At 68.1% G+C, this 22,344-nt stretch carries 16 protein-coding genes; 10 read left to right on the forward strand and 6 right to left on the reverse strand.

What is annotated here, in order from left to right:
- Window positions 1–32 precede the first annotated feature (32 nt).
- The 5 genes from LQV16_RS07420 (at window position 33) to LQV16_RS07440 (ending at window position 9,253) form a co-directional block, all read left to right on the forward strand.
- Window positions 33–2,009: an APC family permease gene (locus LQV16_RS07420; RefSeq protein WP_229993290.1), complete on the forward strand. Its 1,977-nt coding sequence runs from the start codon at window positions 33–35 to the stop codon at window positions 2,007–2,009.
- The gene (locus tag LQV16_RS07425; protein WP_229993268.1) at window positions 2,006–3,403 is read left to right on the forward strand and encodes a TRAM domain-containing protein; all 1,398 of its coding nucleotides are present in this window, start codon (window positions 2,006–2,008) and stop codon (window positions 3,401–3,403) included. Before LQV16_RS07420 ends, LQV16_RS07425 begins: the two co-directional genes overlap by 4 nt.
- Before the next feature lie 219 nt (window positions 3,404–3,622).
- Complete coding sequence (locus LQV16_RS07430; RefSeq protein WP_229993269.1) at window positions 3,623–6,436, forward strand: aconitate hydratase; 2,814 nt, start codon at window positions 3,623–3,625, stop codon at window positions 6,434–6,436.
- Window positions 6,437–6,647: 211 nt separating this feature from the next.
- Window positions 6,648–8,621: a 1-deoxy-D-xylulose-5-phosphate synthase gene (gene dxs / locus LQV16_RS07435; protein WP_229993270.1), complete on the forward strand. Its 1,974-nt coding sequence runs from the start codon at window positions 6,648–6,650 to the stop codon at window positions 8,619–8,621.
- 74 nt (window positions 8,622–8,695) lie between these two features.
- Window positions 8,696–9,253 (forward strand): hypothetical protein, encoded by a 558-nt coding sequence (locus LQV16_RS07440; RefSeq protein WP_229993271.1) that lies wholly within the window; start codon window positions 8,696–8,698, stop codon window positions 9,251–9,253.
- A 28-nt stretch (window positions 9,254–9,281) separates the two neighbouring features.
- Here the strand turns inward: LQV16_RS07440 and LQV16_RS07445 are convergent, their stop codons facing one another.
- Window positions 9,282–9,593, reverse strand: a complete 312-nt coding sequence (locus tag LQV16_RS07445; protein WP_229993272.1) for a hypothetical protein — start codon at window positions 9,591–9,593, stop codon at window positions 9,282–9,284.
- On the opposite strand from LQV16_RS07445, the gene LQV16_RS07450 reads away from it, so the two are divergent.
- The 5 genes from LQV16_RS07450 to LQV16_RS07470 all read left to right on the forward strand — a co-directional run bounded on the left by LQV16_RS07450 (window position 9,592) and on the right by LQV16_RS07470 (window position 15,041).
- Window positions 9,592–10,569 carry an aldo/keto reductase gene (locus LQV16_RS07450; protein ID WP_229993273.1) on the forward strand — a complete coding sequence of 326 codons (978 nt, stop codon included), beginning with the start codon at window positions 9,592–9,594 and terminating at the stop codon, window positions 10,567–10,569. The genes LQV16_RS07445 and LQV16_RS07450 overlap by 2 nt on opposite strands.
- 71 nt (window positions 10,570–10,640) lie before the next feature.
- A complete protein-coding gene (locus LQV16_RS07455) occupies window positions 10,641–11,669 on the forward strand; it encodes a nucleoside hydrolase (RefSeq protein ID WP_229993274.1) in 1,029 nt (342 codons plus the stop codon).
- 144 nt (window positions 11,670–11,813) lie between these two features.
- Window positions 11,814–12,635 (forward strand): ECF transporter S component, encoded by an 822-nt coding sequence (locus tag LQV16_RS07460; protein ID WP_229993275.1) that lies wholly within the window; start codon window positions 11,814–11,816, stop codon window positions 12,633–12,635.
- Between the two features lie 64 nt (window positions 12,636–12,699).
- On the forward strand, window positions 12,700–13,458 hold the full coding sequence (locus tag LQV16_RS07465) for an energy-coupling factor transporter transmembrane component T (RefSeq protein WP_229993276.1): 759 nt from the start codon (window positions 12,700–12,702) through the stop codon (window positions 13,456–13,458).
- A complete protein-coding gene (locus tag LQV16_RS07470; RefSeq protein WP_229993277.1) occupies window positions 13,455–15,041 on the forward strand; it encodes an ABC transporter ATP-binding protein in 1,587 nt (528 codons plus the stop codon). The genes LQV16_RS07465 and LQV16_RS07470 overlap by 4 nt, the downstream gene beginning before the upstream one ends.
- 259 nt (window positions 15,042–15,300) lie before the next feature.
- On the opposite strand, the gene LQV16_RS07475 is transcribed toward LQV16_RS07470, so the two are convergent.
- From LQV16_RS07475 to LQV16_RS07495, 5 genes are all read right to left on the reverse strand, one after another.
- Complete coding sequence (locus LQV16_RS07475) at window positions 15,301–17,478, reverse strand: 3-hydroxyacyl-CoA dehydrogenase NAD-binding domain-containing protein (protein ID WP_229993278.1); 2,178 nt, start codon at window positions 17,476–17,478, stop codon at window positions 15,301–15,303.
- Window positions 17,475–18,737 carry an acetyl-CoA C-acyltransferase gene (locus LQV16_RS07480; RefSeq protein ID WP_229993291.1) on the reverse strand — a complete coding sequence of 421 codons (1,263 nt, stop codon included), beginning with the start codon at window positions 18,735–18,737 and terminating at the stop codon, window positions 17,475–17,477. The genes LQV16_RS07475 and LQV16_RS07480 overlap by 4 nt, the downstream gene beginning before the upstream one ends.
- 284 nt (window positions 18,738–19,021) lie before the next feature.
- A complete protein-coding gene (locus LQV16_RS07485) occupies window positions 19,022–20,380 on the reverse strand; it encodes an HRDC domain-containing protein (RefSeq protein WP_229993279.1) in 1,359 nt (452 codons plus the stop codon).
- A 61-nt stretch (window positions 20,381–20,441) separates the two neighbouring features.
- On the reverse strand, window positions 20,442–21,089 hold the full coding sequence (locus LQV16_RS07490) for a DUF3000 domain-containing protein (RefSeq protein WP_229993280.1): 648 nt from the start codon (window positions 21,087–21,089) through the stop codon (window positions 20,442–20,444).
- Window positions 21,090–21,161: 72 nt separating this feature from the next.
- Window positions 21,162–22,250, reverse strand: a complete 1,089-nt coding sequence (locus tag LQV16_RS07495; protein ID WP_229993292.1) for a low specificity L-threonine aldolase — start codon at window positions 22,248–22,250, stop codon at window positions 21,162–21,164.
- Window positions 22,251–22,344 lie beyond the last annotated feature (94 nt).

Genomic DNA, 22,344 nt, shown 5'->3' on the forward strand with positions numbered 1-22,344 from the left:
ACATCGCGTCCGAATCAGACTAGTTTTGTGTGGTGCTGACAATTTTCAATGCCGTGAAGCGGGTGCTGGTAGGCAAGCCCTTCCGGAACGACCGTCTGGCCCACACCCTCTTGCCGAAGCGGATCGCGCTGCCCATTTTCGCCTCGGACGCTTTGTCCTCCGTGGCCTATGCGCCCGATGAAATCCTCCTGACCCTGGCCCTGGCCGGCGTGAGCGCAGTGGCCCTCTCGCCGTGGGTAGGCCTCGCCGTCATGGTGGTGCTCCTGACCGTCGTGGCCTCCTACCGCCAGAACGTCCACGCCTACCCCTCCGGCGGCGGTGACTACGAGATCGCCAACGTCAACCTCGGCAAGTATGCAGGCCTGACCGTGGCCTCGGCGCTGCTGGTTGACTACGTGCTGACCGTGGCCGTGTCCATGTCCTCGGCCGCGACGTACCTGACCACCGCCGTGCCCTCGCTGCACGGACAGCAGGCGGCGATTGCCACGATCGGCGTCATCATCCTGGCCCTCGTGAACCTGCGCGGCATCAAGGAAGCCGGCAGCGTTTTCGCCGTACCGACCTACATCTTCATGGCCTCCATCCTCGGCATGACCGCCGTCGGGGTTTTCCAGTCGGTAACCGGCCAGCTGGGGCAGGCGCCGTCGGCGGCGTTCGAGATCGTGCCGGAGCCGGGCTTCGACGAAGGACTCGTCGGGCTCGCCGGCGCCTTCCTGCTGCTGCGGGCCTTCTCCTCCGGCGCCGCGGCCCTGACCGGTGTCGAGGCCATCAGCAACGGTGTGCCCAACTTCCAGAAGCCCAAGAGCAAGAACGCAGCCACCACGCTGCTGCTGCTCGGCGTGATTGCCTCCGCCATGCTCGCCGGCATCATCTACCTGGCCAACGCCACCAATGTGCACATCGTGCTGGATCCGGCAACGGAATTCCTCCTGGACGGCAAACCGTTGGAGGAGGGGTACATCCAGAATCCGGCCATCAGCCAGATCGCGCAGACCGTCTTCGGCCCAGGCTCCATCCCGTTCTACATCGTGGTGGCCGCCACCGGCGTCATCCTGGTGTTCGCCTCCAACACGGCGTTCAACGGTTTCCCGGTGCTCGGCTCCATCCTGGCCCAGGACGGCTACCTGCCGCGCCAGCTGCGCACCCGTGGCGACAGGCTGGCCTTCAGCAACGGCGTCCTGGCACTGGCGGCAGGCGCCATCGTCCTGATCCTCGCCTTCAACGCCGACGTCACAAAGCTCATCCAGCTCTACATCGTGGGCGTCTTCATCTCCTTCACGATGAGCCAGCTGGGCATGATCCGGCACTGGGGCCGGGAACTGAAACTGTCCAAGGACCCCGCCGTGCGGCGGCGCATCATCAAGTCCCGGACCATAAATACGGTGGGCTTTTGCATGACCGCCCTGGTCCTGGTGATCGTCCTGATCACCAAGTTCACACAGGGGGCCTGGATCGCGCTGCTGGCCATGTTCGTGCTGTTCCTGATCATGTGGAGCATCCGGGCGCACTATGACAACGTGGCCAAGGAACTCGCCGTCGACGAGGACTCCTCGCCGCGCGCGCTGCCCACCCGGGTGCACGCCGTGTTGCTCGTCTCGCACGTGCGCAAGCCGGTCCTGCGCGCCCTGGCCTATGCCCGGGCCTCCCGCCCGTCGCGGCTGGACGCCATTACCGTGGACATCAGTTCCGAGGAGACCGAGGCGACTGTCGCGGACTGGGAGAAGCTCGAAATCCCGGTGCCCCTGACCGTGCTTGCCAGCCCCTTCCGCGAAACGGTGACTCCGATCATGGAGTACATCAAGAACATGCGCCGGGATTCGCCGCGCGACCTGATCGTGGTCTACATCCCGGAGTACGTCGTGGGCAAATGGTGGGAGCAGCTGGTCCACAACCAGACCGCGCTGCGCATCAAGACCCGGCTGCACTTCGAGCCCGGCGTCATGGTGTGTAGCGTGCCATGGCAGTTGAAATCGTCCGAAGAAGCCAAGAAACTGCAGGATATCCAATGACCCCCGACACCCGGACGCACGCCCACACCGATCTCGTCGTCGACGTCGGACCCGTCGCCCACGGCGGGCACTGCGTTGCCCGGCACGAGGGACGCGTCGTGTTCGTCCGGCACGGCATTCCCGGCGAGAGGGTCAGGGTCAGGCTCACCGACGACGGCCCCGCCGCCAAGTTCTGGCGCGCCGATGTGGTGGAGGTCCTGGAGCCCTCGCCGGACCGGGTGCCCCACTTCTGGGACCTCGCCGATTCCGCGCGCTCCTGGTCGCACCGGCATCCGCCCGTCGGCGGCGCCGAACTTGGCCACATTTCGCTGGCCCGCCAGCGCAGCCTCAAGGCCGACGTCCTGGCCGAACAGCTCAAGCGGCTGGCCGGCGTCGACCTTTCGCCCGCAGGGCAGATCACAGTCGAAGCCGTCGGCACGGCGGCCGGCGACGGCGGGGCCGGCGGCGCAACTGACGGCGCTGCTGGCGCCGCCGTGTCCGGCCTGGGCTGGCGGACGCGTGCCGGCTTTGCCGTGACGCCGGCGGGCAAGCTCGGCATGCACGCCCACCGCTCCGATGCCGTCCTGCCCGTGCGCGAAATGCCGCTGGCCGTGGCGGGCATCAACGCCCTCCGGCTCTGGGAAATCGACCTGCAGGGCATCGAACGGGTCGAGGTCGCCGCCCCGGCGAACGGCTCCCGGCCGCTGGTGCTGCTGGTGCCCGCCCCGGGAACCCGGTCCAAGCGGCTCGGCGGCATCCTGGCCCAGCTGCCCGACGACGTCTCGGTGGCCAGCCTGGACCCGGCCACCGGCGAGGTGCTGCAGCTGCGCGGCCGTACCTATGTCCAGGAGTCTGCGGCGGGCCACGACTACCGGGTTACCGGCGACGGTTTCTGGCAGATCCACCGGGACGGCCCGGAGACGCTCGTCGGAGCCGTTACCGGCTTCCTGCACGACGGCGGCTACCTCGAGCCGGGCTCGGTGGTGGCGGACCTGTACGCCGGTGCCGGGCTGTTCACGGCACCGCTGGCCGATGCCGTGGGCGTGACCGGATCCGTGCTCTCGGTCGAGGGGGCACCCGGAACCAGCCGTGATGCACGCAAGAACCTGCACGACGCAGCCCAGGTGGAGATCGTCCAGGGCCGCGTGGAACGGGTGCTGCGGCAGAAACCGCGCAACTTCGACGCACTGATCCTGGACCCGCCGCGTGCCGGCGCCGGCAAAGCGGTAGTCAAGCAGCTGATCGATGCCGGTCCCCGGGCCATCGCGTATGTCTCCTGCGATCCGGCCTCGTTCGCCCGCGACCTCGGCTACTTCCGGCAGGGCGGCTGGGGGATGGCCGGGCTGCGTGCCTTCGACCTGTACCCGCACACCCATCACATGGAGACTGTGGCGTTACTGACTCCCCAACCGTGATGCCACTAGGATGGGCGTAGTAGTCCGTCGTCGCGCTCCATCACCACAGCTGTTAAATCACCACAGCTGTTAATGACTTGGCGTTAATCGGCCGTTCCCTGCGTTTCTTACCTGCATTGCGTACCACGATGTACTGATGCCTGTATTAGTTAGGCCGACCTAACTAGCAAGGGTCCTGCGGCGCGACAAAGATGAAACTGTTGCGAGAGGAGTCCTGCGATGAGCATTGTGGACAGCTTCGGTTCAAAAGGCAAACTTAATGTAGCCGGAACCGAATACGAAATTTTCCGGTTGAACTCCGTCGAAGGTGCAGAAAACCTTCCGTTCAGCCTCAAGGTATTGCTTGAAAACCTGTTGAGGACCGAGGACGGTGCCAACATTACGGCCGACCACGTCCGTGCGCTGGCAGGCTGGGATCCCAGCGCCGAGCCCGACACCGAGATCCAGTTCACGCCGGCGCGTGTGATCATGCAGGACTTCACCGGCGTGCCCTGCGTCGTTGACCTCGCCACCATGCGTGAGGCCGTCAAGGAGCTCGGCGGAGACCCGAAGCGGGTCAACCCGCTGGCACCGGCCGAAATGGTCATTGACCACTCGGTCCAGATTGACGCCTTCGGCAACTCCGGCGCACTGGAGCGCAACATGGAGATCGAATACCAGCGCAACGGTGAGCGTTACCAGTTCCTGCGCTGGGGCCAGACGGCATTCGATGACTTCAAGGTCGTCCCGCCGGGCACCGGCATCGTGCACCAGGTCAACATCGAGTACCTGGCCCGCACCGTCATGACCCGCGAAGTTGACGGCGTTGTCCGCGCCTACCCGGATACCTGCGTCGGCACCGACTCGCACACCACCATGGTCAACGGCCTGGGCGTGCTGGGCTGGGGCGTTGGCGGCATCGAGGCCGAGGCTGCCATGCTCGGCCAGCCCGTCTCCATGCTCATCCCGCGCGTCGTGGGCTTCAAGCTCACCGGCTCCATCCCGGCCGGCGCCACCGCCACCGACGTCGTCCTGACCATCACCGAGCAGCTGCGCAAGCACGGTGTGGTCGGCAAGTTCGTCGAGTTCTACGGTGAAGGCGTCGCGGCTGTGCCGCTGGCCAACCGTGCAACGATCGGCAACATGAGCCCGGAGTTCGGCTCCACGGCCGCGATGTTCCCGATCGACGACGTCACCCTTGACTACCTGCGCCTCACCGGCCGGTCCGAGGAGAACGTCGCCCTGGTGGAGTCCTACGCGAAGGAACAGGGCCTCTGGCACGATCCCTCCCGCGAGATCAAGTTCTCCGAGTACCTCGAGCTGGACCTGTCCACGGTTGTTCCGTCGATCTCCGGCCCGAAGCGCCCGCAGGACCGCATCATCCTCACCGAGTCCAAGGCCCAGTTCCGCGAGGACCTGCGCAACTACGTGAAGGAAGACCTGGCCGGCGGAAGCCTGGACGAAGCGATCGACGAAAGCTTCCCGGCTTCGGACTCGCCCGCGTTCACCGCCTCAGCCTCGCACCTGAGTGACGTGGCCCCGCACGGGCATGGCCCGAAGTCCGACGGCCGCCCGTCCAACACGGTCAGCGTCAAGACCGCGGACGGACGCGAATTCGAGCTGGACCACGGCGCAGTGTCGATCGCCTCGATCACCTCCTGCACCAACACGTCCAACCCGTCCGTGATGCTGGCCGCCGCACTGCTGGCCCGCAACGCCGTCGACAAGGGCCTGACGTCCAAGCCGTGGGTCAAGACCTCGGTGGCCCCGGGTTCCAAGGTAGTCACCGACTACTACAACAAGTCGGGCCTGACCCCGTACCTGGAGAAGCTCGGCTTCTACATCGTGGGCTACGGCTGCGCCACCTGCATCGGCAACTCCGGTCCGCTCGACGCCGAGATCTCCGAGGCCATCCAGGCCAACGACCTCTCCGTCACCGCCGTGCTGTCGGGCAACCGTAACTTCGAAGGCCGGATCAACCCGGACGTGAAGATGAACTACCTGGCCTCCCCGCCGCTGGTCATCGCCTACGCCCTGGCCGGCTCCATGGACTTCGACTTCGACAACGACGCCCTGGGCCAGGACGAAGCCGGCAACGACGTCTTCCTGAAGGACATCTGGCCGAACCCGGTCGAGGTCCAGCAGGTCATCGATTCCTCGATCGACAAGGAAATGTTCGCCCGCGGCTACGAAGGCGTCTTTGAGGGCGACGACCGCTGGAAGGCGCTCGACACCCCCGCCGGCGACACCTTCGCCTGGGACGAGAAGTCCACGTACGTCCGCAAGCCCCCGTACTTCGAGGGCATGAAGGCCCAGCCGGAGCCGGTCCAGGACATCACCGGTGCGCGCGTGCTGCTGAAGCTCGGCGACTCCGTCACCACGGACCACATCTCCCCGGCCGGTTCCTTCAAGTCCGACACCCCGGCCGGGCAGTACCTGCTGGCCAACGGTGTGGAGCGCAAGGACTTCAACTCCTACGGCTCACGCCGTGGCAACCACGAGGTCATGATCCGCGGCACGTTCGCGAACATCCGCATCAAGAACCAGCTCCTGGACGGCGTGGAGGGCGGCTTCACCCGCGACTTCAGCCAGGCTGACGGCCCGCAGGCCTACGTCTACGACGCCGCGCAGAACTACCAGGCCGCCGGCACCGCGCTGGTGGTCCTGGCAGGCAAGGAGTACGGCTCCGGTTCGTCCCGCGACTGGGCCGCCAAGGGCACCGCTCTGCTGGGCGTCAAGGCTGTTGTGGCCGAGAGCTACGAGCGTATCCACCGCTCCAACCTGATCGGCATGGGTGTCCTGCCGCTGCAGTACCCGGCCGGCCAGAACGCTGCCAGCCTGGGCCTGACCGGCACGGAAACCTACGCAGTTGAGGGCGTCACCGCCCTGAACGAAGGCACTACGCCGAAGACCCTCAAGGTCACAGCCACGGCCGAGGACGGCACCGTCACGTCCTTCGACGCCGTGCTGCGCATCGACACCCCGGGCGAGGCGGACTACTACCGCAACGGTGGCATCCTGCAGTACGTCCTGCGCCAGATCTCCGCGCACTAAGCGGAGCTGCCGGCCAGTTTCGGTAACGCACGCAACGGCCCCGGCCGGTCACTGACCGGCCGGGGCCTTTGCGTTCCCGGTCCTGGACCGGTCTGGACCGGTTTTGGACAGGTTCCGGGACGGGGCGTGGGACCGGTGCAGGCTCCGGCGCGGCGGCTCGCCCGGAGGCGTTAGAGTTAAAAGGTATGTCTACCACCCGAAGGAGGGGCCGTTGGGAATCTTGGACACCATCCGGAATCCGCAGGACCTGAGTAAGTTGTCCGGGGCGCAGCTGGATCAACTGGCAGCCGAGGTCAGGGATTTCCTGATCGGCAACGTCTCCCAGACGGGAGGGCACCTGGGCCCCAACCTCGGCGTCGTCGAGCTCACCATCGCGGTGCACCGGATCTTCGATTCCCCCCGCGACAGCATCGTCTTCGACACAGGGCACCAGTCCTACGTGCACAAGCTCCTCACCGGACGGCAGGATTTCAGCACGCTCCGCCAGCAGGGCGGCCTGTCCGGCTACCCCGACCGCGGCGAATCCGAGCACGACATCGTCGAAAGCTCGCACGCGTCCTCGTCGCTGTCCTGGGCCGACGGCATCTCCCGCGCCCGGCAGCTGACCGGCGACGGCGACCGCTTCGTCGTCGCGGTGGTGGGCGACGGCGCCCTGACCGGCGGCATGGCCTGGGAGGCCATCAACAACATTGCGGCGGACAAGAAACGCCGCGTCGTGATTGTGGTCAACGACAACGGCCGTTCCTACGCCGCGACAGTCGGCGGGTTCGCCGACTACCTCGCGTCCCTGCGCCCCACCATCGATTCCCTCCGCGCCGCCCCCTCCTACGAGGGCACCCTCGAGTGGTGGAAGCGCAAACTGCAGAACGGCGGCCCCGCGGGCCAGTTCACCTACAAGAGCCTGCACGCCATGAAGAAGGGCCTCAAGGACTGGTGGGCCCCGCAGGGCATGTTCGAGGACCTTGGCATGAAGTACATCGGTCCCGTCGACGGCCATGACCTCCAGGCCATGGAAAACGCACTCTCCACAGCCAGGAACTACGCCGGCCCCGTGATCGTGCACGCCATGACGGAAAAGGGCCACGGCTACGCCCCGGCCCGCGCCCATGAAGCTGACCAGTTCCATGCCGTGGGCATTATTGATCCGGAGACCGGCGCACCCACCGAGGCCGGCGGCGCCAAATCCTGGACCGCCGTGTTCGCCGACGAGATCGCCGACATCGCCGACGAGCGCCAGGACATCGTCGGGATCACCGGTGCCATGCTGATTCCGGTCGGGCTGCACAAGTTCGCCGCCCGGCACCCGGAGCGTGTGTTCGACGTCGGCATCGCCGAGCAGCACGCCCTCACCTCGGCTGCCGGCATGGCGTTCGGGGGACTGCACCCGGTGGTCGCGGTCTACGCGACCTTCCTGAACCGTGCGTTCGACCAGTTGCTGATGGATGTGGCCCTGCATAAAGCCGGCGTCACAATCGTGCTGGACCGGGCCGGCGTCACCGGACCCGACGGCGCGAGCCACCACGGCATGTGGGACATGGCCATGGTCCAGATCGTCCCCGGGCTGCACCTCGCGGCACCGCGCGACGCCACCCGGCTGCGGGAGGAACTGCGCGAGGCCGTGGCCATCGAAGACGCCCCGAGCGTGATCCGCTATTCCAAGGGCAGCGTCGGTGCCGAAATCGAGGCGGTCGAACGCCTGGACGACGGCGTGGACGTGCTGGCACGCCGTCCCGCGGGCTCCAGCGAGAACGACGTCCTGATCGTCAGCGTGGGCGCCATGTCTGAACTCGCGCTGGACGTCTCCAACCGGCTCGGTGCCCAAGGCATCAGTTCCACGGTGGTGGATCCGCGCTGGGTCCTCCCGGTCCGGCGTTCCATCATCGATCTCGCCGCACGCCACCGCTTGGTCATCTGCATCGAGGATGGTGTGCGGGCCGGCGGCGTCGGCTCCCGGATCCGCCAGGAGATGCGTGCCGCGGGCGTGGACACCGCCCTCAACGAGGTCGGCCTCCCGGTGGAGTTCCTCGATCACGGCACCCGCAACCAGGTGCTCGAACGCGTCGGGCTGACCGCCCAGAAGATCACGCACGACGTCGTCGCCCAGGTCCTGGGCACAAAGGTGCCGTTTGCGCGCCCCTTGCCCGGCCAGGAACACCCCAGCACCGGCAGCCTGCCGACGCTGTAGCCAGCACATCTGTTGAGCATTACCCCGTGCGGCGCCATCCTTGGCGGCGGGACGGCCCAGGAAGGAACTGGCATATGAGTGGAATTATCCGGGTTTACAGGCGCGACGAAGAGGGCGCCCTGCAGTTTAGGGAAGCCTGGTTTGACGAGGACTACAGCCAGTTCGTGATGAACCACGGCGTCGTTGGACACCAGAGCACCACCGACGAGACCGACGTCGAAAATGCCGAAGCCGCCGAGCGCCTCATGGACGCCTTCGCGGTGCAGTGCGCCGAGGACGGGTACGCCGAAATCCCCGAGGAGGAACAGTTCTGGGTGGTGGCCCAGTATGCGCTGAAGACCAAGGACGGAACCAGCCGCGACCGCTACCTCGAGGAAAAAGCCAAGGACGCCCTGATCAGCCACCTGGCCTGGCGTGGCCTGGGGATTGTGGACCGCAGCGAGTTTTCCGACTCCAGGCTCAATATCTTCTGCCTCACCCCGGACGTCAACAAGACGGTCAGCGCCATCAAGGTCTGCATCCGCGGCGAGGACCTGGACTTTACCAAGCTGAGCATTGGCGCCGCGCCGTTTGGCGAGGACACTTATAAGCTCAAGCACTCACCGAAACCGGCCAACAGCTTCACGCTCTAGGCCACACCGGTAAGGAGCCGGGCACGGCTCACATCAGTTTGGGGGCAACCGACTGGAAGGCAACGCAGTGACGCGAAAATCCTCTCGACCAGGCAGCACTCCACTCCCCGCAGGACTGGCGGCGCCCGCGCGCAAGTCGCTTGCACACGCGGGGGTCGAAACCCTCGAAAACCTCGTGCAGCTTGGCCAGCGCCGGCTTGCGGGGATGCCTGGTGTCTGCCCGCGCACGGTCGCGCAGCTCCAGGATGCCATGGACGAGCACGGGCTGGAATTGCCCGCAGGGTAGTGCTGCCGCGGCCTTGGCCGGCACGCCCGCCCGGGCGATATAGGCTAAATCCATGACTGAATACCGCCGCGTAGGAAATTCCGGACTGTCCGTCTCGGTCGTGGGACTTGGCTGCAACAACCTGGGCCGCCCCGGAACCGTGACCGAATCGCAGGAAGGCACGGACGCCGTCGTCCATGCGGCCCTCGACGCCGGGATCACTTTCTTTGACGTCGCGGACACCTACGGCCGGGAGCCGGGCCTCAGCGAGACGATGCTCGGCAGGGCCCTCGGCGCCCGCCGGGATGACGCCGTCATCGGCACCAAGTTCGGCATGGACATGCGCGGCGCCAACGGCGAGGACTTCGGTGCGCGCGGATCCCGCCGCTATATCATCAAGGCTGCGGAAGCCTCGCTGCGCCGGCTCGGCACGGACTGGATCGACCTCTACCAGTTCCACACCCCGGACCCGCTCACGCCCATCGATGAGACGCTCTCGGCCCTCGAAGACCTCGTCACCAGCGGCAAAGTCCGCTACATCGGCCACTCCAACCGGGCCGGCTGGCAGATCGCTGAGGCCGAGTACGTGGCCCGCGCCCGCGGGGGAGCCCGCTTCATCTCCAGCCAGAACCACTACAACCTGCTGGACCGACGCGCCGAGCTCGAGGTGACCCCTGCGGCCGAGGCCTATGGCCTGGGCGTCCTGCCGTACTTCCCGCTCGCCAACGGCCTGCTGACCGGCAAATACTCGTCCGGGCAGGCCCCTGAGGGAACCCGGCTCAGCCACACCCGCACCAATCTGGTCCACGACGCCGACTGGGAACAGTTGGGTGCCTTCGGCAAGTTCGCGGCCGAACGCGGGCTCAACGAAGTCCAGGTGGCGTTCTCCTGGCTTGCCGCCCAGCCGTCCGTCAGCAGCGTCATCGCCGGAGCCACCACGCCGGAGCAGGTGCGCCAGAATGCCGCTGCCGTGGCCTGGGTCCCCAGCCACGCCGACCTCGCCGAGCTGGACGTCCTCTTCCCGCGCACGCCCAAGGTGGCACTGTTCTGAACGGTCCGCCCCTGAATGAGCCGGCCCTGGGCGCCCCCGGGGCCGGTCCTGAGGTCACGCATTCGATCCTGATGGACGTCGACACCGGGATCGACGACGCCCTGGCCCTGGTCTACCTGTTGTCCCGGCCCGAGGTCCGCCTCCAGGCAATCACGTGCACCGCGGGGAATGTCGGGGCCCGGCAGGTGGCGCTGAACAACCTGGCCCTGCTGGAGCTGTGCGGCCGCGTGGGCATCGAGGTGGCCATCGGCGCCGAGGTCCCCCTGGAGATCCCGCTGGTCACCACCGAGGAGACCCACGGGCCGCAGGGGATCGGCTACGCCGAGCTGCCGCCGCCGCACCAGCAGATCTCGGCGCGGCACGCCGTCGACGTCTGGGTGGAGGAGGTACGGGCGCACCCGGGGGAGCTCACCGGGCTGATCACCGGCCCGCTGACCAATTTCGCCCTGGCCCTGCGCCGCGAGCCGGAGCTGCCGCGGCTGCTCAAGGGACTCGTCATCATGGGCGGCAGCTTCTACTACCAGGGCAACACGACCCCGACGGCCGAATGGAACACGTCGGTGGACCCGCATGCCGCCAAGGAAGTGTTTGCCGCCTACCGGGGGATGCCCGAGGACAAACTGCCGATCCTGTGTGCCCTGGAAATGACGGAGCGGATTGAGATGCGCCCGGAGCACCTGCGCCGCCTCGGCGAGGCCGCGGGCGCGCCGGAGCCTGAACTCGTCCTCCCGGACCAGCCCGAAGGCCAGCGCAGCCAGTCCGGCAACCCCCTCGTCGCCTGCCTGTCCGACGCCCTGCGTTTCTATATGGAATTTCACCGGCTCTACGACCAGGGCTATGTGGCGCACGTGCACGACGCCTTCGCGGCCTGCGCTGCCGCGGGGCGCACACCGTTCGCCACCCGGCTGGCCACGGTCGACGTCGAAACGGACTCCCCGCTGCTGATCGGCACCACGGTGGCCGACTTCCGCGGGCTGTGGGGGCTACCGCCAAACGCGAGGATTGTCTCGGACAACAACCCCGGGCACTGCTTCGACGAACTGATTTCCTCGGTCGGCGCCCTTGCCCGCGCGGTGGGCCCCCGGTCCCCGACGCCCTGACGCCGGACATTTTTGCTGGGTCAACGCGGGGAGTTCCCGGGCGGGTCTGCAGATCGCTAGAACCGTCGCTGCTCGCTAGGATGGTAGCTGCGCCGAGGTGACATGAGGCGGAACTTGTTGCACCCAGCCAAAGGAACACCGCCCATGTCACAGCCAGCCCTCACCGTCACTGCCCCTGGACAGGCGGCCGGCCGCAGGCGCCGCCTGCTCGAAATCGCAGGCGCCGCCGCCATCGCCGCCACGTACATCTTCCTGGTGCTGACCCAGCCTGTGGACATTGCCAACGGCCCGGCCAGTTTCTCCGCACTCGTGGCCCTCGGCGGCTTCCTGCTCGGCGCGGTGCTGCTGATTGTGGCCGTCCTGCCCGTTCTCCCCACTTCCACCGTGGTCCTGATCCCGGTGGCGCTGGTCCTGAACGTGGTCCTCGGACAGCTGATGGGCAGCACTGGCCTGCCGTTCTACCTCGACGCGATCGGCACCGTCCTGATCGCCGTTCTCGCCGGCCCCGCGGCCGGTGCCGCGACGGGCGCGCTGAGCAGCATCGTCTGGTCCTTCTTCAACCCCACCGTGCTGCCCTTCGCCGCCGGTGCTGCGCTCATCGGTTTCCTGGCCGGCATGGCCGCCCGCGGCGGCCTGTTCCGCCGCTTCTACTTCGCCCCCATCGCCGGGTTCGTCACCGGCATCCTGGCCGGCGTCGTCTCCGCCCCGATCGCAGCCTTCGTCTTTGGCGGTACCTCGGGCCTGGGCACCGGGGCGATCGTCAGCGCCTTCCGGGCCATGGGGGACACCCTCCTGGCCGCCATCACCAAGCAGGCGCTGATTTCCGATCCCATGGACAAGGCGATCGTCTTCACGATCGCGGCGCTGCTCGCCTACGCCCTGCCCCGCCGCACCACCTTCCAGTTCCCTTTCGTGCGCCGCTACCGGGTGCTCGCCGGCAAGGCCCCGGCAGCGCCGGAGGCCTGAGCCCTGTGACCACTGTGACCTCGTGACAGTGAGACCCTGACACCGTGCCTATGAGACCGTGCCTATGAAACCGCGTCTCCACCCTTTCACCGCGCTGACCGCCGCCGCCAGTGCCGCCGTCGTCACGACGGCGGCTGCTTACTGGCCGCTGTCTGTCGCCATGGCCCTCGCCGCGGTGTTTCTCGCGGTGCGTCGCGGAGTTGCGGGCCGGGTCCTGCCTGCCGCGGCGGTGATCCTGACGCCCCTGTGCCTGTCCCTGCTGGTGCTGCACGGCCTGTTCTTCCCCGAAGGCCAGACCGTGCTGGCCCGCTGGGGCCCTGCCAGGGTCACGGCCGAGGGCCTGGGCTTCGCGCTGGAACTCGGAACGCGGACCACCGCCTGCGTCCTGGTTTTCCTGCTCTTTTCCTTCGCCGTGAGCGTTCCCGACCTTGTCTCAGCCCTCGCCGGGCGCGGGATCCCGCCGCAGTTCGGCTTTGTCCTGGCATCCACCCTCACCCTCCTGCCCGCCGTTGCCGTCCGCCTGGACCGGATCCGGCAGGCCCAGGAAACGCGCGGGATGGTGGTCCGGCGCGGCCTGCTGTCCCGCCTCGGCGCGCTCCGCCTGCAGATGGTGCCTCTGGTCCTGGCCTTGATCGACGACGCCGGCAGCCGCGCCCAGGCGCTCGACGCCCGCGGCTTCGGCAGCCCGGGACCCCGCACCAGTTACCGCGAAGTCGCCGACCCGCCCGGCCAGCGTCGCTTCCGGACTGCCGCACTGCTCTTCGCGACAGCCGCCGTCGCCGGACGGATTGTGGCCTCCTGGCCTGCCGGGGTGCCGTCGTGACGGCCATCACTCGAACGGCGCTCCAGATCCGGATCGAGGCGTTCACGTTCCACGGCGAGGGCACCCCGGTGCTGAGCAGTGCGTCGGTCTCGGTCACGCCCGGCTCCCTGACCGCTGTCCTGGGCGGCTCCGGGAGCGGAAAATCCACGCTGGGCAAACTCATGGCCGGCTGGCTCCGGGCTGGTCACGCGGGAGCATTCCGCGGCAGCCTGGAGCTTGACGGCACCCTGCTGGAATTCCGCGGCGCCCCTGACGATCCCCGGATCAACCCCGCCGAATGGTCGCGCCGCGTGGCCTTCGTCCCGCAGGACCCCGCCGCGATGCTCTCCTCGGTTCGCGCCACAGTCGCCGAAGAGCTGGCCTTCGGCTTGGAAAACCGTGCGACGCCGCGGGACGACATGCTCCGCGCGGTGGGGCGGACGGCTGCGCGCATTGGGCTCTCGGACCTGCTGGACCGGGACCCGGCCACGCTCTCCGGGGGAGAGCTGCGCAGGCTCGCCGTGGGCTGCGCCGTCATCGCGGAGCCGGACATCCTCATTCTGGACGAGCCGCTGGCATCGCTGGATGCGGCCGGAGCCGCACAGGTTGAGGATCTGGTCCGCAGCCTCCGGGGCACCGGGACCGGCGTCGTCCTGCTGAGCCAGGCGGCGGACCGCCTCGCCGGCGAGGCCACGCACTGGACAGTTCTCGACGGCGGGACGGTCACCGCTGCGGGAACGCCGGCGCAGCTGTCCGGCTCGGCCGAGCTGGAGCGGGCCGGTGTGATTGGCGTGCGCGGCCCAGGCATTCTTGGCCCTCCCGTATCTGGTCCTGCTGTATCTGGTCCCGGCGTTCTGGGGCCCGGTGTTACCGCCGGAGCCCGCGGCCCCGGTCCGGTGCCTGTCGCTGCGCCCGGCCCCGGGCCGGCAGCGCTGGAATTGCACGGGGTTGGGTTCGGCTACGGCCAGGACCCGCGGCGGCCAGGCACCGCTACGCAGGCTCGGGTCCTCCGGGACGTGGACTTCGCCGTGCAGCGGGGCGAGATCATCGCCGTGACCGGGCCCAACGGCGCCGGCAAGTCGACACTGCTGCGTCACTTCAACGGACTGCTCCGGCCCTCGGCCGGGGACGTGCGGGTCTGCGGGCGCAGTATTGCCGGCGTGCCGGTGGGAACCGTCGCGGCCTCCATAGGCCTGTTGTTCCAACACCCCCGGGACCAGCTGTTCGAACGGACCGTCCTGCGCGAAGCCGCGTTCGGACTCCGGCAGCTGTTCGGGAAAGCCGAAGCCGAGGGCAAGGCCCGGGCGGCGCTGGCGGCGGTGGGGCTGTCCGGTACCGGGGAGGTCCACCCGGCTGAACTGTCGGCCTCCCAGCAACGTCTGCTCGCCCTGGCCACGGTCCTGGCCCGTGAACCGGCAGTGTTGGCCCTGGACGAGCCCACCGTCGGGCTGGACCGGCACGGGCTCGAGGCGCTGCAGGCCGCCGTTGTCCGCGCCGCCGCGCGGGGCGCCGCGGTCGTCATGGTCACCCATGACCTGGCCTACGCGCGGATGAACGCGCACCGCGTCCTGGAACTCACGGACGGCCGGCTGAGCGAGATCTGACTCCGGCGGGGTTTCTCCGCTACTCGCGTTCGAGGGAGCGATCGCTGCACACGCTCTCCACCAGATCCGCCAGCGCATCGATGCCTCGCTGGCACCCGGAAAATGATCGCCGTACCTGACAATCACGCGGCACAGGCACACGCAGCCTGAACACGCGCGGCACCAACGAAAGCGGCGCCGCCGCCCGGACCAAAGTCCAGGCAGCGGCGCCATAAGGCAGGGCCGGTTCAGGCTGGCGCCTGACCGCCGAACGCCGGAGTTAGGCTGGTTCGGACGCCACGCCCGGCGCCAGGAATTTCTTCCCGTTGACCCGCTCCGAGGCGCCCACCCGGTCCAGGTACGGCGTAATGCCGCCCAGGAACATCGGCCAGCCCGCGCCAAGGATCATGCAGAGGTCGATGTCCTCGGGGCCGGCCACGACGCCCTCCTCGAGCATGAGTCCGATTTCCTCAGCCAGCGCGTCCTGCGTCCGGCGCAGCACTTCCTCGCCGGTGGACGGTGCGCTGCCAAAGGACATCAGCGCCAGGGTCTCGGCCGGGATGAATGGCTTGCCGTCCGGGCCCGGCACCGGCGCCCCATTCTGCACGGCCCAAATGGACGTCACACCGTTGTCGATCAGCGCCTGCAGGTTCCTCGAAACCCTGAAGCGGTCCCCGAACGCCGCGTGCAGCGATTCCTGGACGTGCTGGGCCACGGGCAGGCCCACCATGGCACCGAGCACAAAGGGAGTCATGGGCAAGCCCATCGGCCGCAGCGCGTTATCCGCCACTTCGGCCGGCGTGCCTTCGTCGAAGGCCGCGGTGACTTCGCCCATGAGGCGCAGCAGGACGCGGTTGACCACGAACGCCGGGGCGTCCAAGACCCGCACGGCGGACTTCTTGAGGCCCTTGGCGAGCTCGAACGCGGTGGCCAGCACGGCGTCGTCGGTCTTCGGTGCGCGCACGATCTCCAGCAGCGGCATCACGGCCACCGGGTTGAAGAAGTGGAAGCCCACCAGGCGCTCCGGGTGCTCCAGATCTTCCGCCATCGCGGTGACGGACAGCGAGGACGTGTTCGTGGCGAGGATGCACTTGGCCGAGACGATCGCCTCGACTTCCTTGAAGACCTGCTTCTTGATGTTGAGTTCCTCGAAGACGGCCTCAATGACGAAGTCGGCGTCGGCAAAGGCCTCCTTGGAAACGGATCCCGTGACGAGCGCGCGGGTGCGGTTGGCGGCGTCGGGGCTGATCCGGCCCTTCGCAAGGAGCTTGTCCACCTCGGCGTGGACGTAGCCCACGCCCTTGTCCACGCGGGCCTGGTCAATGTCCGTCAGTACAACCGGAACCTTGAGCTGGCGGGCGAAGAGCAGTGCCAGCTGGCTCGCCATCAGTCCGGCGCCCACGACGCCGATCTTCGTGACCGGGCGTGCGAGCTTGCGGTCCGGGGCGCCGGCGGGACGCTTGGAGCGGCGCTGCACGAGGTCCAGGAAGGCGTAGACGGTGGAGCGGAACTCGTCAGTCTGCATGAGGTCCGCCAGTGTCTCGCATTCGAGCCCGGCGGATTGCGCCTGGGTCAGGGTGCGGTTGGCTTCCATGACGTCCAGGACCTTGGCCGGCGCCGGTGAGGCGTTGGAGGTCTTGGCCTCCACGAAGGCCCGGCCCTTGGCGACGGCGGCCGACCAGCGTGCGGCGACCTCTGGGGCGGACGGGTCCACGGCGTTCGCCCGCTCCGGCGCCACGGCGCCGGCAATGACTTTCGCGGCCCACGCGAGGGACTGTTCCACGAAGTCAGCCGGTTCAAACATCGCGTCCGCCATGCCGAGCTGGTAGGCCTGCGGCCCGGTGAGGGTGCGGTTGTTGGTCAGCGGGTTTTCGATCATGACCTTGAGGGCGTTCTCCGGCCCGATCAGCCTCGGCAGGATGTAGACCCCGCCCCAGCCCGGGATGAGTCCGATGAACGCCTCGGGAAGGGCCAGCGCTCCGGCGCCGGTGGAGACTGTGCGGTAGGTGGACTGGAGTGCGATCTCCAGGCCGCCGCCCAGGGCAATGCCGTTGATGAACGCGAAGCTCGGCACGCCCAGGGTGGCCAGGGTGGAGTAGACGTCGTGGCCGAGCTGGGCCATCCACTTGCCTTGCTCGCGTCCGCTGACCGACTTGACCGTTGACAGGTCTGCGCCGGCCACGAGGAAGTACGGCTTGCCGGTGACGCCGACGCCGGCAATCTCGCCGCGGGCGGCGCGTTCCTTCAGCCCCTCGAGCACCGTGCCGAGCTCGATCAGGGTGTTGGGTCCGAGGGTGGTGGGCTTGGAGTGGTCCAGGCCGTTGTCGAGGGTGACCAGTGCGAAGGTGCCGGGGCTTGTGCCGTCGACGGGAGGCAGTTCGATGTCCTGGACATAGGAGTGGGTGACCGTCTCGTTCGGGAAGAGGTCGGCAAGCTTGCGGAAATCAGCGGCGCTCATGCTGTGGCTCCAGTCTCGGTGGTCGTAGTCTCTGCCTGATCTGCTTCGGTGCTGTGTGTTTCGGTGCTGTGGGCGTCGGTGCCGTAGTCCGCGTGATGCGGGTTCTCCCAGATGATGGTGGCGCCCATGCCCAGGCCGATGCACATCGTGGTCATGCCAAAGCGGACCGAGGGGTCCTCCTCGAACTGCCGGGCCAGTTGGTTCATCAGCCTGACCCCCGAGGACGCCAGCGGGTGCCCGACGGCGATCGCGCCGCCGTAGCGGTTGACGCGGGGGTCGTTGTCGGCGATCCCGAAGTGGTCCAGGAAGCTGAGGACCTGGACGGCGAAGGCCTCGTTGATTTCGAAGAGGCCGATGTCCCCGATGCCGAGTCCGGCGTTCTTGAGGGCCTTTTCGGTCGCCGGGACCGGGCCGATGCCCATGACCTCGGGTTCCACGCCGGCGAAAGCGTAGGCGACCAGGCGCATCCTGACCGGCAGCCCGAGTTCCTCGGCGGCATCGGCGGAGGCCAGCAGGGCCGCCGTTGCGCCATCGTTCAGGCCCGCGGCGTTGCCCGCCGTGACCCGGCCGTGGGCGCGGAACGGGGTCTTGAGGGCCGCCAGGTCCTGCAGTGAGGTTCCGGGGCGCGGGGGTTCGTCCACGGTGTTGACGGTCCAGCCCCTGCCCGGCTTCATCGTGGCGACGGGCACGAGGTCGGGCTGGATCTGGCCGCTGGCGTAGGCGGCGGCGAGCTTGTCCTGCGAGGCGACGGCGTAGGCGTCCGTGCGGTCCTTGGTGATGGCCGGGAAGCGGTCGTGCAGGTTCTCGGCCGTGTTGCCCATGTTGAGGGCGGCGGGGTCCACGATCCGTTCGGACATGAAGCGCGGGTTGGGGTCCGCGCCGACGCCCATCGGGTGGTTGCCCATGTGTTCGACGCCTCCGGCGATGACGACGTCGTACGCGCCGAAGCCGATGCCGCTCGCCGTCGTGGTTACCGCCGTCAGGGCGCCGGCGCACATGCGGTCGATCGCGAAGCCGGGCACGGTCCGGGGGAGTCCGGCCAGCAGCGCGGCGGTGCGGCCGATGGTCAGGCCCTGGTCGCCGGTCTGGGTGGTGGCGGCGATCGCGACTTCGTCGATCCGGTCCGCAGGTAGAGAGGGGTTGCGGCGCATCAGTTCGCGGATGCACTTGACCACAAGGTCATCGGCGCGGGTGCCGGCGTAGATGCCTTTTTCGCCCGCGCGGCCGAAGGGGGTGCGGACGCCGTCGACAAAGACGATATCGCGGACGGCGCGGGGACCTGCGGTGCGCGGACGTGCGGCGCGCGGACTCGCGCCGCTGTTTGTTCCGCTGCTGTTTTGTCCGCTTTTGTTTGTTCCGCTGCCGGGGGTTCCACTGCTGTGGGCTTGGCTCACGTGTTACTCCTCATTGAGACATGGTTGCCGGAACCCCGCCGGTGGCCGGGCTTGCCACGGGCGGGAGGGATCCGAACGACATCATGAATTATGTTACTCGTCAGTAACATAGCTGGCAAGGAGGAGGGGTGCCGCCCCGGGAGGATCTGCTAGAGCGTGGAAGCCGATGGCGCCTCTGCGGGGGCCTTGGGCTCCTTCACGGGCAACGGCTCGGGGTGCAGGAAGGCCTCGGCAATGAGCGGGGCAGTAATTTCGATCTGCCACTGGCGCGCCCCGAGGTTCGCCAGTTCCTCGGCGACGCCTTCCTCGCTGAGCTCTGCCGGCGGACGCCACGCGACCCGCCGAAGATAGTCCGGAGTCAGCAGGTTTTCCACCGGCAGGTTCAGCTCCTCGGCCCTGGCCTGGAGTTTCGGACGTGCGGTGGCAAGCCTGGCGGCCGCCTCCGGGTCCCGGTCTGCCCAGACGCGCGGGGGTGGGGGAGCGTTGGTGGGCAGGTGCAGCGGCGGCAGGTCTTCCAGGGCCCTGGCAATGCCGATGCAGCGCAGCCAGCGGGGCGCCTCGCGCTGGGCGGCGCGGCCGTGGAACCCCTTGGTGCCCAGAAGCTGGGGAACCGTGGAGGGCATCGCCTTCGCGGCAGCGACGAGGGCGGAGTCAGGGATCAGTCGGCCTGGGGCGACGTCGCGCTTCTGGGCCAGGGAATCGCGTTCCAGCCACAGCTCCCGGACTGCGGCCAGCTGGCGGCGGTCCCGGATCTGGTGCAGTCCGGACGTCTTGCGCCACGGATCAACGCGTGGCGGGGCCTGTCCGGCCTCGAGGATGGCGGCGAATTCCTGCTCGGCGTATTCCAGCTTTTCGTCCGCGACGAGGAGTTCGATCAGTTCCTCGCGAAGCTCGGTCAGGACTTCGACGTCGAGGGCCGCATAGCGCAGCCACGGTTCCGGCAGCGGGCGGGTGGACCAGTCGGCGGCGGAATGTTCCTTCGCCAGGCCGAAGCCCAGGAGCTGTTCAATGACGGCGGCGAGGCCCACCCGGGGCAGCCCGGCCAGGCGCGCGGCGAGCTCGGTGTCGAAGAGCTTGTCCGGCCACATCCCGAGTTCGGACAAGCAGGGCAGATCCTGGCTGGCGGCGTGGAGGATCCATTCGACGCCGCGCAATGCGTCATTGACGATGCTCAGGTCCCCGAAGGGCTCTGGATCGATCAGCCAGGTCCCGGAGCCTTCGCGCCGGATCTGGACCAGGAAGGCGCGCTGGCCGTAGCGGAAGCCTGAGGCCCGCTCCGCGTCCACGCCCGCAGGGCCGTGGCCGGCGGCGAGGGCCGCGGCGCAGCGTTCGAGTCCGGACTGGGTTTCAATGACCAGCGGCACGCCATCGCGGGGAACGTCGAGGTCGATCACTTCAGGGACCAGGCTGTCGAAGCCTTCCACGGTGATGTGGGCTGTGGTGTCAGCAGCCTCGGCCGTATTGCGAATGGCGGCGGCCGTGCTGATTTCCGGATTCTGAGGGGTCATGGTCTCTACAGTTTACCGACAACATGGCGTCTAAGGCCGTGACCGTGGCCGAACAAGCGCCTCATGCGTGTCCGCGGGGGCGCCGGGGAAGGGGCGTCACGCCCTCGGGCAGCGGCGGCAGTCCGGCGAAGGTGCAGACCATGTCCGACCACGCCTCCAGGTGCGAGGTGATGTCCGGAGTGGCCGGGGTCCAGGAGGCCCGGAGCTCAATGTCGATTGAATTCGGCCGGTCCGACAATGTTCCAAAGCTCTCCGAGAGCACCCTCGTGGCGGTGCCGCCGGCGGAGCGGTACGGGGCCTGATGGTTGTCCAGTGCCTCCACCAGCCACGTCCACGCCACGGACCCCAGGAGTTCGTCGTTGCCCATCTCCGGTTCCAGCTGGGCACGGATGTAGGTGACGATCCGGAACTCCCCGTCCCACACGGCGGAGCCGTCGGGATCGTGGAGCAGAATAAAGCGGCCGGTGGCCAGTTCGACGTCGTCACTGCCGGACGCCCGTTCCAGGGCCGCGGCAGCCGGGCCGTGGACCGGCCCGCCGGCGGGGGACTCGCCCGGTCCGATCACCTCGGCACCCAGGGCCACCGCGAACGGCGCCAGCCGCGACGGGGCCGGAATTTCGTCCAGGTGCAGCTCGCTGCGGCAGCGTGCATGTCGAAGGGTCCCCAAGGCGAAGAGGAAATCTGCCGGAACCTGATCGAGGGAGCTCACCTTGGAAGGTTATGCAACGGCCAGGCCCCCGCCCGGCAGACTCGCCGCCGGGCAGGGGAAGCCGTGCAGGGCTCAGGCCGCGGCGAGCTCGCGCTTGATGGCCGCAATGAAGGAATCAACGTCTTCCTCGGTGGTGTCGAAGGAACACATCCAGCGGACCTCGCGGGCAGCCTCGTTCCAGTCATAGAAGCGGAAGGACGTGCGCAGCCGGTCCGCGACACCGGCAGGCAGGACGGCGAAGACGCCGTTGGACTCGGTCTTCTGGCTCAGTTCGACGCCCGGGATCGCCTCGACGCCGGCGCGCAGCCGGGCGGCCATGGCATTGGCGTGCGAGGCCGACCGCAGCCACAGGTCACCCTCGAGGAGGGCAATGAACTGGGCGGACATGAACCGCATCTTGGACGCCAGCTGCATGTTCATCTTGCGCAGGTAGACCAGGCCGTGGGCGGCTTCGGGGTTCAGCGCGACCACAACCTCGCCGAACAGCAGGCCGTTCTTCGTGCCGCCGAAGGAGAGGATGTCCACGCCGGCGTCGCGGGTGAAGGCCCGCAGCGGGACGCCCAGGTGCGCGGCGGCGTTGGCCAGCCGGGCGCCGTCCATGTGCAGTTTCATGCCCTTGGCGTGGACATGCTCCGCGATGGCCCGGACCTCGTCCGGGGTGTAGCAGGTACCCAGCTCGGTAGTCTGGGTGATGGAGACGGCCAGCGGCTGGGCGCGGTGCTCGTCGCCCCAGCCCCAGGCCTCCTGGTCGATCAGCGCGGGCGTGAGTTTGCCGTCATGGGTGGGGACCTGCAGCAGTTTGATGCCGCCGATGCGCTCCGGTGCACCGTTTTCGTCCATGTTGATGTGGGCGGTGGAGGCGCAAATGACGGCGCCCCAGCGCGGCAGCAGGGACTGCAGGGACAGGACGTTAGCGCCGGTGCCGTTGAACACCGGGAAGCACTCGATGCCTTCGCCGAAGTGCCCTTCCATCAGCTGCTGCAGGCGCGCGGTGTAGTCGTCTTCGCCGTAGGAGACCTGGTGGCCTTCGTTCGCGGCGGCCAAGGCCGCGAGGACCTCCGGGTGCACGCCGGAATAGTTGTCCGAGGCGAAGCCGCGGACGGAAGGATCGTGGAGCCGCACCGAAGTGCTGGCAGGGACAGTTTCAACTGTGCTGGTCATCGTTTTGCTCACGCTTTCAGTCTAAGAGGTCGGGCCCCAAGGGCTAAGCCAAGGGGCTAAGTCCGGCGGCAGTCCGGGCCACTGAGCCGGGGTC

This window comes from Arthrobacter sp. Bi26, assembly GCF_918697925.1.
In the GTDB taxonomy this organism is placed as follows: Bacteria; Actinomycetota; Actinomycetes; order Actinomycetales; family Micrococcaceae; genus Arthrobacter.